This is a genomic window from Allobosea sp. NPDC055332 (genome assembly GCF_053645455.1).
The window spans coordinates 1-16,879 of the sequence record NZ_JBSHMO010000001.1 but is presented as its reverse complement, the minus strand read 5'-3'; the positions used below and the strand labels follow the sequence as shown (position 1 = coordinate 16,879).

At 66.8% G+C, this 16,879-nt stretch carries 16 protein-coding genes; 9 read left to right on the top strand and 7 right to left on the bottom strand.

The genetic code is table 11. The annotated features are described in order from the left end of the window. Nucleotides 1-34 precede the first annotated feature (34 nt). From ACWIGM_RS00080 to ACWIGM_RS00065, 4 genes are all read left to right on the top strand, one after another. Nucleotides 35-646, top strand: a complete 612-nt coding sequence (locus tag ACWIGM_RS00080; RefSeq protein ID WP_454023910.1) for a TetR/AcrR family transcriptional regulator — start codon at nt 35-37, stop codon at nt 644-646. Between the two features lie 139 nt (nt 647-785). After that, complete coding sequence (locus ACWIGM_RS00075) at nt 786-1,406, top strand: glutathione S-transferase family protein (RefSeq protein ID WP_454023909.1); 621 nt, start codon at nt 786-788, stop codon at nt 1,404-1,406. A gap of 51 nt (nt 1,407-1,457) precedes the next feature. Continuing rightward, a complete protein-coding gene (locus tag ACWIGM_RS00070; RefSeq protein ID WP_454023908.1) occupies nt 1,458-1,973 on the top strand; it encodes a lysozyme inhibitor LprI family protein in 516 nt (171 codons plus the stop codon). 261 nt (nt 1,974-2,234) lie between these two features. Beyond that, a complete protein-coding gene (locus ACWIGM_RS00065) occupies nt 2,235-3,044 on the top strand; it encodes a YdcF family protein (protein ID WP_454023907.1) in 810 nt (269 codons plus the stop codon). Here the strand turns inward: ACWIGM_RS00065 and ACWIGM_RS00060 are convergent. The 3 genes from ACWIGM_RS00060 to ACWIGM_RS00050 form a co-directional block, all read right to left on the bottom strand. Beyond that, entirely contained in the window at nt 3,041-4,279 is a 1,239-nt protein-coding gene (locus tag ACWIGM_RS00060) for a glycosyltransferase (protein WP_454023906.1), read from the bottom strand. The genes ACWIGM_RS00065 and ACWIGM_RS00060 overlap by 4 nt on opposite strands. A 280-nt stretch (nt 4,280-4,559) precedes the next feature. Then, the gene (locus tag ACWIGM_RS00055; RefSeq protein WP_454023905.1) at nt 4,560-4,841 is read right to left on the bottom strand and encodes a DUF3253 domain-containing protein; all 282 of its coding nucleotides are present in this window, start codon (nt 4,839-4,841) and stop codon (nt 4,560-4,562) included. A gap of 30 nt (nt 4,842-4,871) precedes the next feature. After that, the gene (locus ACWIGM_RS00050; RefSeq protein WP_454023904.1) at nt 4,872-5,567 is read right to left on the bottom strand and encodes a DUF599 domain-containing protein; all 696 of its coding nucleotides are present in this window, start codon (nt 5,565-5,567) and stop codon (nt 4,872-4,874) included. A gap of 111 nt (nt 5,568-5,678) precedes the next feature. On the opposite strand from ACWIGM_RS00050, the gene ACWIGM_RS00045 reads away from it, so the two are divergent. From ACWIGM_RS00045 to ACWIGM_RS00030, 4 genes are all read left to right on the top strand, one after another. Beyond that, on the top strand, nt 5,679-6,089 hold the full coding sequence (locus ACWIGM_RS00045; RefSeq protein WP_454023903.1) for a rhodanese-like domain-containing protein: 411 nt from the start codon (nt 5,679-5,681) through the stop codon (nt 6,087-6,089). Nucleotides 6,090-6,098: 9 nt separating this feature from the next. Beyond that, nucleotides 6,099-6,272, top strand: a complete 174-nt coding sequence (locus ACWIGM_RS00040) for a hypothetical protein (protein WP_454023902.1) — start codon at nt 6,099-6,101, stop codon at nt 6,270-6,272. A 237-nt stretch (nt 6,273-6,509) separates the two neighbouring features. Then, nucleotides 6,510-7,160 (top strand): DUF5701 family protein, encoded by a 651-nt coding sequence (locus ACWIGM_RS00035; protein ID WP_454023901.1) that lies wholly within the window; start codon nt 6,510-6,512, stop codon nt 7,158-7,160. A gap of 426 nt (nt 7,161-7,586) precedes the next feature. Next, nucleotides 7,587-9,383 (top strand): ABC transporter ATP-binding protein, encoded by a 1,797-nt coding sequence (locus ACWIGM_RS00030; RefSeq protein ID WP_454023900.1) that lies wholly within the window; start codon nt 7,587-7,589, stop codon nt 9,381-9,383. A gap of 34 nt (nt 9,384-9,417) precedes the next feature. On the opposite strand, the gene ACWIGM_RS00025 is transcribed toward ACWIGM_RS00030, so the two are convergent. From ACWIGM_RS00025 to ACWIGM_RS00010, 4 genes are all read right to left on the bottom strand, one after another. Continuing rightward, a complete protein-coding gene (locus tag ACWIGM_RS00025; RefSeq protein ID WP_454023899.1) occupies nt 9,418-9,801 on the bottom strand; it encodes a hypothetical protein in 384 nt (127 codons plus the stop codon). A 100-nt stretch (nt 9,802-9,901) separates the two neighbouring features. Then, nucleotides 9,902-10,411, bottom strand: a complete 510-nt coding sequence (locus ACWIGM_RS00020; RefSeq protein ID WP_454023898.1) for a hypothetical protein — start codon at nt 10,409-10,411, stop codon at nt 9,902-9,904. Between the two features lie 144 nt (nt 10,412-10,555). After that, the gene (locus ACWIGM_RS00015; protein ID WP_454023897.1) at nt 10,556-11,104 is read right to left on the bottom strand and encodes a gamma-glutamylcyclotransferase family protein; all 549 of its coding nucleotides are present in this window, start codon (nt 11,102-11,104) and stop codon (nt 10,556-10,558) included. Between the two features lie 192 nt (nt 11,105-11,296). After that, nucleotides 11,297-12,469, bottom strand: coding sequence for an isovaleryl-CoA dehydrogenase (locus ACWIGM_RS00010; RefSeq protein WP_454023896.1), 1,173 nt, complete (start codon nt 12,467-12,469; stop codon nt 11,297-11,299). Between the two features lie 226 nt (nt 12,470-12,695). Between ACWIGM_RS00010 and ACWIGM_RS00005 the strand changes: the two genes are divergently transcribed. After that, nucleotides 12,696-16,879, top strand: a 4,184-nt coding sequence (locus tag ACWIGM_RS00005; RefSeq protein WP_454023895.1) for a beta strand repeat-containing protein, incomplete at its 3' end; no start/stop codon positions are given.

The window sequence follows — 16,879 nt, the reverse complement described above, 5'->3', positions numbered from 1 at the left end:
ACCTCCATGGTCAAGCGGTTATTTAGTGGTCGCTATGGAACAGGCTGACCGATCCCGCGGCGGACGCCCCTGGAGCTTCGACCGCGACCGGGCGCTCGACATCGCGATGCGACAGTTCTGGCGACACGGCTATGAGGGCGTGTCGATCGGCGACCTGACCAAAGCGATGGGGATCGCGCCGCCGAGCCTTTACGCCGCATTCGGCAGCAAGGCCGAGCTCTATCGCGAGGCGTTGGTGCGTTATGAGGATATTTTCGGCTCGTTCGACGTCGCCTCGCTCGCCGCGGCCGAAACCCTGAAGTGGGCGGTGCGCCTGCTGCTCGAAGGGGCGGTGCGAGCAGTCACTGACCCCGAACGCGAGCCTGGCTGCATGATCTCGAGCGGCATGATCACCTGCCATCCCGATCACGCCGAGCTCGCTCGTCATGCAGCCGCGCATCGCGAGGCGATGCGCGAGCGGATCGTCTCGGCCCTGGATCGCTTCGGTGAAGCGCGCGCGATTCAGCGTCTGGCCAGGCACCTTGCCGCGGTGATGCAAGGGATCTCGATCCAGGCGCGGGACGGCGCCTCGCGGACGGAGCTGCTGGAGATCGTCGAGGACGTGGTCGCGAGCCTCGCCATTCGGGCCGGCGGCAAGACGGCTTGAGGCGCATGCCTCTGGCGTGGCGCAAGGTTCACGCATCGTCGCGGCGTGCTCGGGGAAAGACGCTGCATTCCGCCAAAGACGCTTGTCTTCGTTCACCCGCAGGCTGATTGTCGCCGCCCTATCACGCGAAGGGGCGACCATGCTGACGATCTGGGGACGGATCAGCTCGATCAATGTGCAGAAGGCGGTCTGGGCCGCTGGCGAGGTCGGCCAGCCCTTCGAGCGTATCGATGTCGGCGGCCAGTTCGGCGGCAATCGCGAGCCGGCCTATCTCGCCAAGAATCCGAACGGGCAGATTCCGACGCTGGAGGATGGCGAGGTCGTCATCTGGGAGTCGAACAGCATCGTGCGCTATCTCGCGGCCCGTTACGGAGCCGGCTGGATCTGGGAAGAGGATCCGGCCAGGCGCGCCGAGGCCGATCGCTGGATGGATTGGATGCTGTCCGAATTGCAGCCTTCGATGACGCCGGCCTTCTGGGGGCTAATCCGCAAGACGCCGGGCTACACCGAGCCGTCGGCGATCGCGGCTTCGGTCGCCAAGGCCGAAGCCAAGCTCGACATCCTGGAAGCGCATCTGACGGGGCGGGCTTTCCTCGCCAATGAGCGCTTCGGCATGGCCGACATCACGGTGGCGCTCGGTGCCCATCGCTGGCTGCACATGCCGGTGCAGCAGAAGGACTGGCCCAATATCCGCCGCTGGTATGCACAGGTCTCGGCGCGGCCGGCGGCCGGGCCTGCCATGCCGTTGCCGATCTCGTGAGGCTGGAAAGCGGCGCTTGACCCGGCCGATTTGGCCGTCATGATCCCCGCCATGCGCGGTTTTCTGGTCATTCCCGTCATTCTGGCGCAGCTCGGCTGTGCGGCTGCGTTCGCGCAGGTGCCGACCAATCCGGTGCAGTCGGCCGATCGCATGCAGGTGGCGAATTGCGTCCGACAGGGGCTGGCCGCGAGCCCGGCCTGCATCGGCCTCGTCGCCGTGCCTTGCGTCAGCGCCGCTTCAGCCAGCGATCGTCCCCAGGCCGAGATCGCCTGCGCGCGGCGGGAGGAGGCGGTCTGGCGCGAGCGGTTGAGCTTGGCGACGCAGGCGCTGGGCCGCTCGCTCGATGCCGGGGCGCGCAGCCAGTTCGCGGCGCTGCAGCTCGCCTGGCAAAGCTACGCCGTCCAGAAATGCGCCTTCTACGGCGCTGCCCAGCCGCCGGCGCGCTCGGCCGGACTGCAGGCCGGCTGCGAATTGCGCGAAGTGGCCGAGCGGGCGCTCGAGGTCGAGCGCTTCGCGGCGCGGCAGACCCGCCGCCCGCCGGCCCAACCGCCGCAGATCATCCGGTAATCGCTCTTTCGCGTCATGCTCGGGCTTGTCCCGAGCATCTCAAGCCGGATGAGGCTCCGTCCAGGGCATTCTCGTCGTGAGATTCTCGGGTCTGCGCTTCGCTTCGCCCTAGAATGACGGCTTGGGATGGCTGCGGTGGTCGCTTGGCCTTCACCGCAACGTGAACGCAATCCCGCATCGAACCCCGGCCGCCCTCAGCCGTTTCCTAACGGCCTGTCAGCTTTCTGTGCGTAAGGGGAGGTGGGTCTGTTCAAGAAAATCATGTTCTTCGTCCTCTCAAAGATCCTCTGGTTCCTGGCTTCGCCGGTGAATCTCGCCATTGGCGGGCTCGTGCTGGCGAGCCTGCTCGCCTTCACGCGCTTTTCCGGGCCGGGGCGCTGGCTCGGGCTCGCCTGCGTCTTCGTGCTTGGCCTGCTCGCCTTCAGCCCGCTGCCGCGCATCGTCGTCAGGCCATTGGAGGATCGCTTCCCGCAGCAGGCGGTGCACTCCGGCAAGGTCGACGGCATCATCGTGCTCGGCGGCGCGATCGGCGTGGCGCGCGAGGACATCGTGCTCAACAACGCCGCGGCGCGGATGACCAAGGCGGTCGAGCTCGCCCGCGCCCATCCCGAGGCGAAGCTGGTCTTCACCGGTGGCGGCGCCAATCTGCTTTCGCCGGTGGTCAAGACCGAGGCCGACGGAGCACGATTGCTGTTCCTCGGGCTCGGCCTGCCCGAGCACCGTCTCGTCCTCGAGGACAAATCGCGCAACACGGTCGAGAACGCGGTGTTCACCCGCCGGCTGGTCGATCCCAAGCCCGGCGAGCGCTGGCTCCTGGTGACCTCGGCCTGGCACATGCCGCGCGCCATGGGCGTGTTCCGCAAGGCGGGGTTCCAGGTCGAGGCCTTCCCGGTCGACTTCCTCTCCAGCGGCGAGCGCGCCGACTATCTGCGTCCCTACCGCAAGGCGGCGCGCGGGCTCGACATTGCCGACGATGCCTTCAAGGAATGGGCCGGGCTGCTTGCCTACTATCTCGCCGGCTATTCGGATGCGCTGTTCCCCGGACCGGCACAGGCGGCGGCCAGGCGCTAGGACGGCGGCCTATCCCGCCTGATCGCGTCGAGCAGCAGCTTCGCAGCTACCGCTGCTCCATCGGTGCGGATCGTGCGCGCCACGTCGGTCGCCCGTGTTCCAGTCTCAGGCGCCAGCGCCGTGGCGAGCGCTGCCGACAAGGACTCGAAGCTCGGCGTTGGGCCATCATGGGCCGCGCCGATGCCCAGTTCCGCCACCCGGCCGGCCCAATAGGGCTGATCGACGATCTGCGGGACGATCACCTGCGGTACGCCGGAGCGGGCCGCTGCCGTCGTCGTGCCGGCGCCGCCATGATGCAGCACGGCCGCCATCTGCGGGAACAGCGCCTGCTGGTTGACGTCGCCGGTGATGAAGCAATCGCCCGGGGCGTCGTCCAAGACGAGGTCGGCCCAGCCCCGCAGGACGACCGCGCGGCGGCCCCGCGCACGAACCGCCTCGATCGCCACGCGAGCCGCGTCCTTTGCCGATTGCACGAACATGCTGCCGAAGCCGATATAGATAGGCGGTTCGCCGGCCTCGATGAACGCCATCAGCTCTGCCGGAAGCGGACGCGTGTCAGGCAGGATCCAGGCGCCGGTCTGCACGGCGTCGCAAAGGTCCGTTGGCTGCCAGGGCCACAGGACTTGGTCCGAGGCCAGAAATGGCCGGTCCGTGAAGATATGGTCGCGGGCATTGTCGACGGGCGCGACGCCTACCGACGCCCGGTGCGCCCTGAGCGCCTCGCCGAACAGCGCATTCATGGTCCGGGCGTTGAAATCCCATAATTCGCGATTGTCGGTCACCGCCGCCGGCAGGGGATGGCCGGGATAGGGGAAGGGCCGATGATGATGCGATGGCAGGAAGAGCGGGCAGAAGGTGACGTGGCGATAGGAAAGACCCGTCAGCTCCGCTACGGAGCGCGCGGCACTCGCCGACGGGAACAGGCCGGTCGCGACGATCGCATCGCAGCCTTCGGCCGCTGCGGAGATGGCAGCGAACTGCCCAGCCATCATGTCGGAGGCAAGCTTGCGGAAATCGGCCGGCGATGACGGCTTGGCCCGCTCGCTGACCCATTGGCGGATCGGCATGAAGGCCGGCGCCAGCGGCACGCCGGCCCGCGCCAGCAGGTCCGTGAACTCCCGGTCCGGCGGAGCTGACACCACTGCTTCGGCGCCAAGAGCCTGCAATTGGACTGCAAGCCCCACAAGCGGCTCGACGTCGCCGCGCGAGCCGTAAGTCGGTAGCAATACACGCATTTTTCTGCTCCCTTTGACCTGAGGTTCAGGTCGAGGGCAGCGTTCCTAGGCCATGGAGGGGGGCTTGCCGCAAGCCCCCGGGCGCGTTAGACGATGATAGTGGCAAAGGGCGGAGGCATTCCTCGGCCCTTTTTTGTTGCCGCTGACACTGCTCCTTGCGAGCTGGCGGCGCGGCCTCGGACGACTTCGCGACCATCGATGACATCTAAACAGGCGCGGCTCAGCTCCGTCCGGAGACGGCTATTCCAGTGCCTAGCGACCCATCGCTGTTGGGAGCGGGCTAGTCCTGGCTGGCCCCTTCATGACCCGGCCGGCGCAGGCGATAGACGCCGCGGAAATCGTCGGGATCGACTGGACGCCCTTTCCGGGTGATCACCAGCCTGCCATCCTTCATCAACTGCACGGCGACGCGGCGGATCGGCTGCATCAGCGGACCCCAGCCATCGGGGTGGTCGCCGCCGAGGGCGCGGGCGACGTCCATCGGCGAGGTCGTCCGATCGCTCCGCTCGTTGGTGAGACGCAGGATCGTCTCGGCAAGCTCTTCGTCTGTCGGTGTGGTCATGCCGCTTGCTGAGCGCAGCGACGGGTTTCGTCAAGCGCTGCGGCGCCCCGCACCGACGGCCGCCGCTGAATCCGAGGCGAATTGCCGGCGCCACATCACCGTCAGCACCGCCGCGGTGGCGATCAGGAAGAGCCAGGGCGAGATGAACCAGCCGAGATAGGCCAAAGCGAAGAAGAAAGCGCGCTGGCCGCGGTTGAAGTGGAGGCCGGCGACGATGTTCATTCTTACCGCCTCGCGTGCCGCTGCGATCGTCTCCGGCTTGTCGGCCTCGGTATGCGGCGGGATCGCGCCGATCAGGATGGCGCAGTAGTTGAACAGCCGGTAGCTCCAGCCGAACTTGAAGAAGGCATAGGCGAAGATCACCGCGAGCCCGATCACCTTGATCTCCCAGGCGGCGCGCGTCGTCGTGGTGGCGAAAGGCAGGTCGGCGAAGATCTGGACGACGCGATCGGCCGATTGCAGCAGGGTCAGCGAGCCGCCGATGGCGATCAGCGAGGTCGAGGCGAAGAAGGCGGTGCCGTTCTGCAGGCCGTTCATCACTTGCGTATCGATGATCCGGTTCTCGCGCCTGACCGATTCCATGATCCAGCGCTCGCGGCGCTCGTTCATCAGCGTGTTGAGGCTGCGTCTGGAATGGGGACCGATCTCGACGGCCAGCAGATAGCCGATCCAGGCCGCGGCGAAGAAGGCGATCGCGATCAGGTCGAGCGTTCCGAATCCGGCCATGAGCCCCTCCGGCCGGCAGATTGGCGAGGCCGGCGCGCGCCTGCAAGCCTGTCGATTGACGCCAGCGGTCGTAGCCGCCACCTTGCCGGCCTCTTAAGGGAAGGGCCGGTCATGCCGCAGACGATCACCAAGGGCTACAAGGCGCTGCTGGCCGAGGCGGAAGCTGCGGTGAAGACGCTCTCGGTCGAGGAGGCGCAAGGCCTGGTGGGGCGGGGCGACGTCGTCTTCGTCGACCTGCGCGACCCGCGCGAGCTCGAGCGGGAAGGGCGCATGCCTGGCGCTTTCCACTGCCCGCGCGGCATGCTGGAGTTCTGGATCGATCCGGACAGCCCCTATGCCAAGCCGGTCTTCCAGGAGGACAAGCAGTTCGTCTTCTTTTGCGCCGGCGGCTGGCGCTCGGCGCTCGCCGCCAAGACGGCGCAGGATATGGGGCTGAAGCCGGTCGCGCATGTCGAGGGCGGATTCGGCGCCTGGAAGAAAGCCGGCGCGCCCTTCGATGCGCCCGCACCGAAGCAAGGCTGAGCTCGGCGCTTGTCCCATTTCGTCATCGTTTTTCTGGTCGTCTGCTTCGTCTTCCGCAAGCCGCTCGGCCGCCTCTTGGCGAAGCAATTCCCCGACCGAGGCAAGCGCCAGCGCGTGCTCGGCACGATCATCGCGGCGTTCCTGCTGGTGATCGGGATGAGGTTGCTGGCGCTGTTCTGGTGAGCCTCCTTCTCCCACCGATCTCGGGCCTGCCCGACATGCGTAGGAAGGAGGTAGCTGCAAAGCAGCCTGTTGAGGGCAGTTCGACTTGGGTCTGGATGCCTTACGGGCTTGCGGGCAGTTCTCAGCAGATTTCAGAACAAACTGGCAACGTGAAAGCTTCTCCTCCAGCTCCTAGATGGAGGCGGGGATCCGAGACCGGGCCCGCCCGCACACTGTCATCGCTGGATCGTAGGCCATATGACCCCCCGCCAACTGAACGCCCTTCTCGAGCACCAAGCGAAGAAGCTCTTGGATAAGGGATTTCACGAGTTATGTGGCGCGACGGAAAGGGGTTTCATTTCGAGAATGGAAGAGCTCGCTTCCTTGCTCGATTCTGCCGGAGAGGTCCCGATCTCGGGCAACGTTCCCCTGTGCGTCGCCTTTCGTTTCGGCCTTGTGAATCTCGTAGATGCGATGGCGCGGATCGAGGCGAAATCGGCAACCGGCGTCGTTGAGATGACGCCCCTGTCGCCTGACGCCTTTCACGTGATCGACCGAATTCAGCTTCCCCGCGGTGAGTTCTATCTCCTGCTCGACATCGATACCGGGCGCGATCTCCTGAATGTCAGTCCGAAGGAATCCTTGGCCATCATCGAGCGGCGCGGCAGGACGCCTTTGACGATGGAGGAGGGGGTCGCTCTCACGACACAACATCCGGCATTGCTGACGGACAAAAAGAACTACAACTGCATTCAAATGCCCGGCTCGCGGAAAGCGGGCGATCAGCGAATACCCTCGATCTGGTTCAGCAAGGGGCGACCGCGCCTGGGTTGGTGCTGGGACAGGAACATCCACACCTGGCTGGGCTCAGCCTCCGCTGCTTTCCGGCTAGGCGAAGCCACAAGGTGAGCGCCGGGCTGGCTGCTTGAAGCAATCCTGCCATCATCCGCGGGTGCTTCGCGCTGCCACCTTCTCCCCCAAGGGAAGAAGGAAGTGGTGGCGAATCCCGCCCGCGCGTCGCGGCAAATCGTGACTGCAATGCGAAGCCCGATCGGTTTCGGCTGCAACCACCCCATGCATCGGACGCGGCTTGCACAATAAGCGGGCATGCGGCATGTTGCCTGCCTTGGCTCCAACTCAGGAAAGGGAGGGCTGAATGGAATTCGCAACCATCGTCGCTCCCGCCACGCGGTCCCGCCACCACTAGGTCGGATCAGCACGAGGCCCGCCTCCTAGGCGGCTCGAGCCATCATTTCCAAACACGTTTTCTGAAGCCGCGGCCTTCGCTGCGCTTCGCCTGAATTTGGAGCCGGTCTCTCGGGACCGGATGCTTTCATGTCTCTTTCTCCCAAGACGGAGCGGCAGGAGCCGTTCCGGGCCGTTCTCGGCTTCACATTTTCGCATTGGGGCCGCCAGCGCTGGCGCGTCGCCGGCGTGGTCTTCACCGTGATGGCGGCGACCGCTGCCGACCTGTTCATGCCGCTCTATGCCGGGCGGCTGGTCGATGCGGTCGCCGGCGACAAGGCGAGCGGGCTCGAGGCCGCGCTCGTGGCGCTCGCCATGATGATCGCGCTCGGCGCGGGCACGGTGTTCTTCCGGCACCTGTCCTTCATCGGCATCACCGCGATGACGCTGCGCACCATGAGCGATGTGGCGCGCGAGGCTTTCGCGCGACTGCAGCGCTTCTCGACTGACTGGCACGCCAACAATTTTGCCGGCTCGACAGTTCGCAAGATCACGCGTGGCATGTGGGCGCTCGACCTGCTCACCGACACGATCGTGATCGCGCTGCTGCCCTCGCTGATCGTGCTGCTCGGCACGACGGTGCTGCTGGCCTGGCACTGGCCGGCGATGGGCGCGGTCGTTTTTGCCGGCGCAGTGATCTACTGCGCGGTGACGATGGCACTATCGCTGCGCTTCGTCGCGCCGGCGGCGACGCTCGCCAATAGCTGGGACACCAGGCTTGGCGGCGCGTTGGCCGACTCGATCTCGTGCAACCCGGTGGTCAAGGCCTTCGGCGCCGAGGCCCGCGAGGACAATCGTCTCTCGGGTGTCCTGGCGAAGTGGGCGGGGCGGACGCGGCGCACCTGGGTGCGCGGAACCTGGTCGGGTACGGCGCAGCAGGTCGTGCTGCTCGGCCTGCGTGCCGCGGTGATCGGCCTGGTGATCTGGCTCTGGGCCAATGGCCAGGCCTCGCCCGGCGACGTCGCCTTCGTGCTGACCAGCTATGCCGTCGTGCATGGCTATCTGCGCGATGTCGGCCAGCACGTGCACAACCTCCAGCGTTCGGTGAACGACATGGAGGAGCTGGTCGCGATGCATTCGCTGCCCTTCGGCGTGCCGGACCGTGCCGGTTCGACGGCGATGGACGTGACCGCCGGCGAGATCGCCTTCGAGCGGGTGACCTTCCACTATGGAGGCCACATCGAGCCGCTCTATCGCGACTTCTCGCTGACGATCAAAGCCGGCGAGAAGGTCGGCTTGGTCGGGCGCTCCGGCTCCGGCAAGACCACCTTCGTCAAGCTGGTGCAGCGTCTCTACGACGTCACCGACGGGCGCATCGCCATCGACGGGCGCGACATCGCCTCGGCGACGCAGGCCAGCTTGCGGGCGCAGATCGCGATCGTGCAGCAGGAGCCGGTGCTGTTCCATCGCTCACTGGCGGAGAACATCGCCTATGGCCGGCCCGGCGCCAGCATGGCGCAGATCGAGCAGGCGGCGAAGCTCGCCAATGCGCATGAGTTCATCATGCGCCTGCCCAAGGGCTACGGCACGCTCGTCGGCGAGCGCGGCGTCAAGCTTTCGGGCGGCGAGCGGCAGAGGGTGGCGCTGGCGCGTGCCTTCCTGGCCGACGCGCCGATCCTGATCCTGGACGAGGCGACCTCGAGCCTCGATTCGGAATCGGAGGCGCTGATCCAGGAGGCGATGGAGCGGCTGATGGAAGGCCGCACCACCATCGTCATCGCCCACCGGCTCTCGACGGTGCGCGCCATGGACCGCATCCTGGTCTTCGACCGCGGCAAGGTCGTGGAAGAGGGCCGGCATGAGACGCTGCTCACCCATGACGGCGGCATCTACCGGGCGCTGTTCGAGAAGCAGGTCAGCGAGCTGGCCAAGGGGCTGGTGGCGTAAGGCCACCAGTTCCACCCCTGAACAGGGAATTGCCCTAGCTGTCCGGCTGGCAACAGCCGGACAGCAGGCTGTCCCTGTACCAGATCGAGATCGTCATCGGCCTGTCCTCGTCGCTGTTGGTCGCCGAGCAGGCCTCGTGGCCGATGACGGCGCGGATCTCGGCACTCAGTCCGAAGGTGACACCGGCGATCAGCGTCGTGTTGCGGCTCTGCTGCAGGGTGAAGGGGGTGGTTGAGTCCCCGCCATTGCCATCAGAGAAACGGGCCTTGCCGTCGATCCCGAGCTTCAGGCTCCAATAGGGCTCGTCACCGCCACAGGTGAGCGGTGCCGCCGGTGTTTCCGCGGAGCGGGCGAGGGCTGCTTCAGCCATAGGCATGGCGAGGAACAGCAGGATGGCAGCAGCACGGACGAGCTTCATCGATCTTGCTCCCGGAAAGACGCAATCTGGCTGCTACGAAACAGCACCTTGCGCCGCCATCCTCGCAGGATAGCGGCGCGAAAGCTGGTGAACGATCAGCTCAGGCGGCCTGCGGCTCATCCTCCTGGCGACGGCGCCCGAGCCAGAAGAACAGCGCCGAGCCGATGATGCCGATCGCGCCGGCCCCGGCGCCGACATAGATCATCTCGCTGTCCTGATCGGCCTGCTTGTCGGCATCGTCCGCGATGATCACCGCGTCCTTGCCCGGCTCGTCCGGCAGGTACTTGATCTTCAGCATGTCGACGGTGAGCTTGTCGTTGCTGATGATGCGATTGGCGAACTGGTTGGAGACCGAGACCTTCTCGGCAGTGCGGTCCTTGCCGGTGGCATCCTTCCAGGCGAGGTCGACACTATAGCTGGTGCCGCCGCGGCGGCGTTTGGTCCGGGTCGCGCCTTCGACCGAGGCCTGCGCCTCGATGCCCTTCGCCGCGATGGTCCTGACGCGTTCGCCATCCTGCCAGCTGAAGAAGGCGAGGACCGGTCCACCGATCGCCGCGATCAGCAGCAGCCATTTGATCTTGCCGGTGATCCAGCCGACGATTCCGCTCATTGGGGCCTCCATCGAGACAGTTCGGGAAAGGAGCCCGGAAGCTTTCCGGACGCCTCCCGCCTGTCGCCGCCAGCGCGATTTTCGCAGGTTGGAAGGGCTCGCGCATGGCGTGCATGCGCCAGCGTCAATCTTTCGAGATCCGAACTATTCCGAGGCTTTGCCGGCACGGATTCCCGAGCTCGGCGCGGCGGCGCGCGGCCTGACGCCGGCGACCGGACCGGCCGGTAATGGCTCGCTCAGATCGGGATTCAACGGCTTGCTGTCCTGAATCGGCTTGCTCGCAAAGCGATTCATCGCGGCGATGTAAGTCTCTGGCAGAGCCCATTTTCTGGCGCTGGCGATGATGTCTTCAAGATAGCCGAGGCGGGGCCGGCCGACCTGCGCACTGCGTCCGACATAGATCAGGGCGCGCTTGGCGCCGCCCTCGACCACGACCGGCTGGTTGATCTTGATGTAGAGGCCGCTGGCGAGCTCTTCGAACTTGTCGAGCGTACGGATGTCGCCGAGCGCGCAATCCCAGAGCACGCCATGGACGCTCTCGCGCGGATCGCGGATCACCGAGGCGTAGCCGTCCGTGGTGATGATGAAGCGATGGCGCGGCAGGCGGGCGAGGCCGAGCGCCGTCGAGCGCGGGCAGCGCTGCGCCATGCCGGCGACGTCCATGTTCAGGCCGTAGGCGAAATAGAGGGGCATTGGCGTGCGTCGGCTTACCGGAGCGGGGCTTCCTTCTCCCCTCGGGGGAGAAGGTGTCTGCGAAGCAGACGGATGAGGGCGGTATGACTGGGTGAGACGAAGGCAGGCTAGGGCTGTCCTTCCCTCATCCGACCCGGCTTTGCCGGGCCACCTTCTCCCCCGAGGGGAGAAGGAAGAAAGCGCCGCGAGCCCTCACTTCGTCTTGTTGAACAATTCCCGCCCGATCAGCATGCGCCGGATCTCGCTGGTGCCGGCGCCGATCTCGTAGAGCTTGGCATCCCTGAGCAGCCGCCCGGTCGGGTAGTCGTTGATGTAGCCGTTGCCGCCGAGCAGCTGGATCGCGTCGAGGGCGAGCTGCGTCGCCTTCTCGGCGGCGATCAGGATGGCGCCGGCGGCGTCCTCGCGCGTGGTCTCGGCCCGGTCGCAGGCCTTGGCGACGGCGTAGACATAGGCCTTGCACGAGTTCATCGCGACATACATGTCGGCGACCTTGCCTTGGACGAGCTGGAACTCGCCGATCGACTGGCCGAACTGCTTGCGCTCGTGGATATAGGGCAGGACGATGTCCATCGCCGCCTGCATGATGCCGAGCGGGCCGGCGGAGAGCACGACGCGCTCATAGTCGAGCCCGCTCATCAGCACGTTGACGCCGCGGCCGACCGAACCGAGCACGTTCTCCTCCGGAACCTCGCACTCCTCGAAGACGAGCTCGCAGGTGTCGGAGCCGCGCATGCCGAGCTTGTCGAGCTTCTGATGGGTCGAGAAACCCTTCATGCCCTTCTCGATCAGGAAGGCGGTGATGCCCTTCGGGCCGGCCTCCGGATCGGTCTTGGCGTAGACCACCAAAGTCTCGGCGATCGGGCCGTTGGTGATCCACATCTTGTTGCCGGTCAGGACATAACGGTCGCCCTTCCTGACCGCCTTCGTCTTCATCGAGACGACGTCGGAGCCCGAGCCTGGCTCCGACATGGCGAGCGCGCCGACATGCTCGCCCGAGATCAGCTTGGGCAGGTATTTGCGCTTCTGCGCCTCGTTGCCGTTGCGCGCGATCTGGTTGACGCAGAGATTGGAATGGGCGCCGTAGCTGAGGCCGACCGAGGCCGAGGCGCGGGAAACCTCCTCGATCGCGACGCAATGCTCGAGATAGCCGAGACCAGCGCCGCCATACTCCTCCGGGACGGTGATGCCGTGCAGGCCGAGCGCACCCATCTCCGGCCAGAGATCGCGCGGGAACTGGTTGGTCCGGTCGATCTCCTCGGCGCGCGGGGCGATCTTCTCCTGGGCGAAGGCATGGACGGTGTCGCGGATCGCGTCGGCGGTCTCGCCGAGGTCGAAATTGAAGGGGCGGGGCGCGTTGGCGAGCATGATGTCCTCCCGGCTCGGATGAGACCTTTGCCCGGTTATAGCGCGGTTGCCGCCTAAGTCAGCGGGTGCGAGCGGGCAAATGGCTCTGCGCCGATGCCCAGGCTCCTCCAGAAGGCGCGCGGCAAATTCGTCACATCTCATCGATTTTACCGGGTGTGAACGGCTGTTCATTGCCTCGCGCGCGACGCTGCCTGAGTCTGCTTGTGCGGTTGGGGCCTGACTATTGATGCCGAACGATCTGAAGCTTGCGCTGATGCTGCCGGCGCGTGGCCGGCGGCCGGCGCAGCTATGTCAGTCCGTTTCGATGCTCGCGCTCGGCCTCGCCCTGCTCGCCGCCGCGCCTGCCGCCAATGCCCAATCGGTGACCGGCACCGGCGAGCTGACTCCCGCCATCCCGGCGGCGCCGCTCACGAACTGGAATCTGGGAGGGGGCAATCTCACCATCGGCGACACTGGCGCCGGCGCCTTGACCATAGCCGGTGGCGGGACCGTTACCGATGTCCGTTTCGGCTCTATCGGCGGCCGGGCGGGCAGCACCGGCGCGCTGACGGTGACCGGCGCCGGCTCGAGCTGGAGCAACGATCCGGGCTATATCTATGTCGGCCTCGCCGGCACCGGCACGTTGACGGTCGAGGATGGCGGCGCCGTCTCGACCGGCTACCTTCACATCGGCTATGCCGCCGCTGGCAACGGCACGGTGACCGTGACCGGCGCCGGCTCCAATCTGACCGCATCGACTTTTATCTCCGTTGGCTTCCACGGCGCCGGCTCATTGACCGTCGCGGATGGCGCCACGGTCTCCGGTGGCGGGGGCAGCGCCGACGGCAGCACTGTCGGCGCCGCCGCCAGCAGCAATGGCACGGTGACGGTGACCGGCGCGGGCTCGCGCTGGATTAATGCCGGCACCTTCAGGGTCGCCGTCTTCGGCACCGGCACTCTGAGGGTCGAGAATGGTGGTGTCGTCGAGAGCCTCGATGGCCGGCTCGGCGCTGGCGCCGGTAGCAATGGCACGGTGACGGTGACCGGCACCGGCTCGACGTGGACGAACAGCGGCCAGCTGATCGTCGGCCTCGCCGGCACCGGCACGCTGACGATCGAGAATGGCGGCCAGGTTTCTAACACCAATGGCACGATCGGCAGCAACGCCGGCTCAACCGGCACGGTGACGGTGACGGGCACGGGCTCGACCTGGACCAACAGCGGCTACCTCTATGTCGGCGATTCCGGCACCGGCACGTTGACCATCGAGAATGGCGGCACGGTTTCGAACACCTACAGCAATATCGCCAGAAACTCCGGCAGCGTCGGCGCGGTGACGGTGAGCGGTTCCGGCTCGCGCTGGAGCAACAGCGACGCGCTCCTTGTCGGCAACGCCGGCACCGGCACGCTGACCATCGCAGCCGGCGGAACGGTCTCGAACACCACGGGCTATGTCGGCTTCAACCCCGGCGGCATTGGCACGGTGGCGGTGACGGGCGCCGGTTCGAGCTGGACCAACAGCGGCGAGCTCACTGTCGGCTACCTCGGCACCGGCACGCTGACCGTCGCGGATGGTGGGACGGTCTCGAACACCACGGGCTATGTCGGCAGAGACCTGGGCAGCACCGGCGCGGTGACGGTGAGTGGTTCCGGCTCGGGCTGGAGCAACAGCGGCGACCTCTATGTCGGCTATCAGGGCACCGGCACGCTGACCATCGAGAATGGCGGCAGGGTCAGCAACACGCTCTTTGGTTATGTCGGTACTTCTAGCGGCGGCATTGGCACGGTGACGGTGACGGGCGCCGGCTCGACCTGGACCAACAGCGCCGAGCTCCTTGTCGGCTACTCCGGCACCGGCACGCTGACCGTCGAGGCTGGTGGCAAGGTCTCGAATACCATCGGCTCTGTCGGCAGAAACGCCGGCAGCACGGGCACGGTGACGGTGACCGGCGCCGGCTCGCGCTGGAGCAACAGCACCGAACTCTATGTCGGCTATCAGGGCACCGGCACGCTGACCATCGCCGATGGCGGCACGGTCACGACCGCCGGGGCGGGCGGCTTCATCGGCAACATGGCTGGCTCGACCGGCACGGTGACGGTGACCGGCGCGGGCTCGGCCTGGACCATCAATAACGTCTCGGCCGAGACCGGGGAGCTCTATGTCGGCTCAGCCGGCACCGGCACGCTGACCATCGAGGCTGGCGGTGCGGTCCGGAACACCTCCGGCTATCTCGGCTTTGCCTCCGGCAGCAGCGGCACCGTGACGGTGACCGGCCCGGATTCGCGCTGGACCGTCGACGGCATCCTCGATGTCGGCCATGACGGCTCCGGCACGCTGACCATCGCCAATGGCGGAAGAGTCAAGGCCGTCCTCAGCCGGATCGGACAAAACGGCTCCGGCGCCGTGACGGTCACGGGCGCCGGCTCGATCTGGCAGAACAACGGCATCGAAATCGGCGGCAACGGCACGGTGACCGTCGAAAAGGGCGGCCATGTCAGAACGGCTTGGCTGTACCTTTTCGGCGGCACGCTGAACCTGCTCGGTGATGCCAGCAGCGGCCGTGGCGTGATGGAGGCCAACTACGTCATCGTCGGAGGCACGCTCAATCTGGACGGCGGCATCCTGCGCGCGCGCATGAACCACTCCTTTTTTCTCGACAGTTATGGCGTGGTGAACATCGGCGCCAACGGCGCCTTCTTCGACAGCAACGGCTACGACATCGACGTTTCGGCCAATCTCGGCGGCAGTGGCGGGCTGACCAAGCAGGGCGCCGGCAGGCTGACGCTGACCGGGAACAACAGCTATGCCGGCGGCACGACGGTCACAGGCGGCAACCTCGCGGTCGGGGCGGACGCCAATCTCGGCGCGGCCTCCGGCGGCTTGACGCTGGATGGCGGCACGCTGTCGGTGACAAGCAGCTTCTCCTCCGCGCGCACGGTGACGCTGGGCAGCGCTGGCGGCGGCATCGAGGTCGTGGTCGGCCAGGCCTTCAGCCATAGCGGCACGATCTCGGGCACGGGCGGCCTAACCAAGAGCGGGGATGGCCAGCTGGCCCTGTCGGGCACCAGCACCTATTCGGGCGCGACCACGGTGTCGGCCGGCGAGCTCCTCATCGACGGCGCGCAGGCCATGTCGGCGGCGTCTGATTACACTGTCTTGGCGGGCGCCTCGCTCAACATCAACGACACGCTCGGCACGGTGACGGCCGGCTCGATCGCGGGCGCCGGCCAGGTCCGGATCGGAAGCGGCTCTACGTTAGAAACCGGCGCGACCAACGCCTCGACCAGCTTCAGCGGCCTGATCTCCGGCGATGGCAGCCTGCGCAAGACCGGCACGGGCACGCTGACGCTGACCGAAGGCAACAGCTATACCGGCGGCACGGTGATCGCCGGCGGGGCGATCAGCATCTCCAAGGAGAGCAGGCTCGGCGCGACTTCGGGGGCGCTGACGCTGGATGGCGGCGTGCTGCAGGTGACCGACACGGTGCTGCACGGGCTGACTCGCAATATCGTCTTCGGTGCGAATGGTGGCGGCTTCGACATCGTCGAGGCCGGGAATACCTTCTCGGTTTCACAGTCCTTCTCGGGCACCGGCGCGCTCTCGAAGGCCGGCGCCGGCACCTTGGTTCTCAAGGGCACGCACAGCTACTCCGGCGCGACCACGGTCTCAGGGGGCACCCTGCGGGCCGGCGTCGCCGGGGCGTTCTCGTCGAGCTCGGCCTTCACCGTGGCGAGCGGCGCGACGCTCGATCTTGCCGGCTTCAGCCAGACGATCGCCTCGCTTGCCGGCGCTGGCACGGTCACGCTCGGCTCGGGCACGCTGACGGCGGGCGCGAACGACTCGTCGACGAGCTTCTCCGGCACGATCACCGGCACCGGCGGCCTGACCAAGGCGGGGACCGGCACGTTGACGCTGACCGGGACCAACAGCTACACCGGCGCGACCAAGGTCTCCGGCGGCAAGCTGGTGGTGAACGGCTCGCTGGCGAGCTCGGTCACGCTGGATGGCGGCACGCTCGGCGGCTCCGGCACGATCGGCGGCGTCAGCGTCGCCAGCGGCGCGACGGTTGCGCCGGGCAACTCGATCGGGACGCTGAACGTCTCCGGCAACGTCGCCTTCGCGAGCGGCTCGACCTACCAGGTCGAGGTCAACGCCGCCGGCCAGAGCGACAGGATCGCGGCTTCGGGCAAGGCGACCATCACCGGTGGCAGGGTCGAGGTGCTGGCGCAGAACGGCAATTACGCGGCCGCAACGAACTACACCATCCTGACCGCCTCGGGCGGGGTCACCGGCACCTTCACCAGCGTCAGCTCGAACCTCGCCTTCCTGACGCCGTCGCTCGGCTATGGCGGCACCAGCGTCACGCTGACCATGACCCGCAACGACACCGGCTTCGGGCCGGGTGGTGGGGACACCGGCGGCGGCACGAC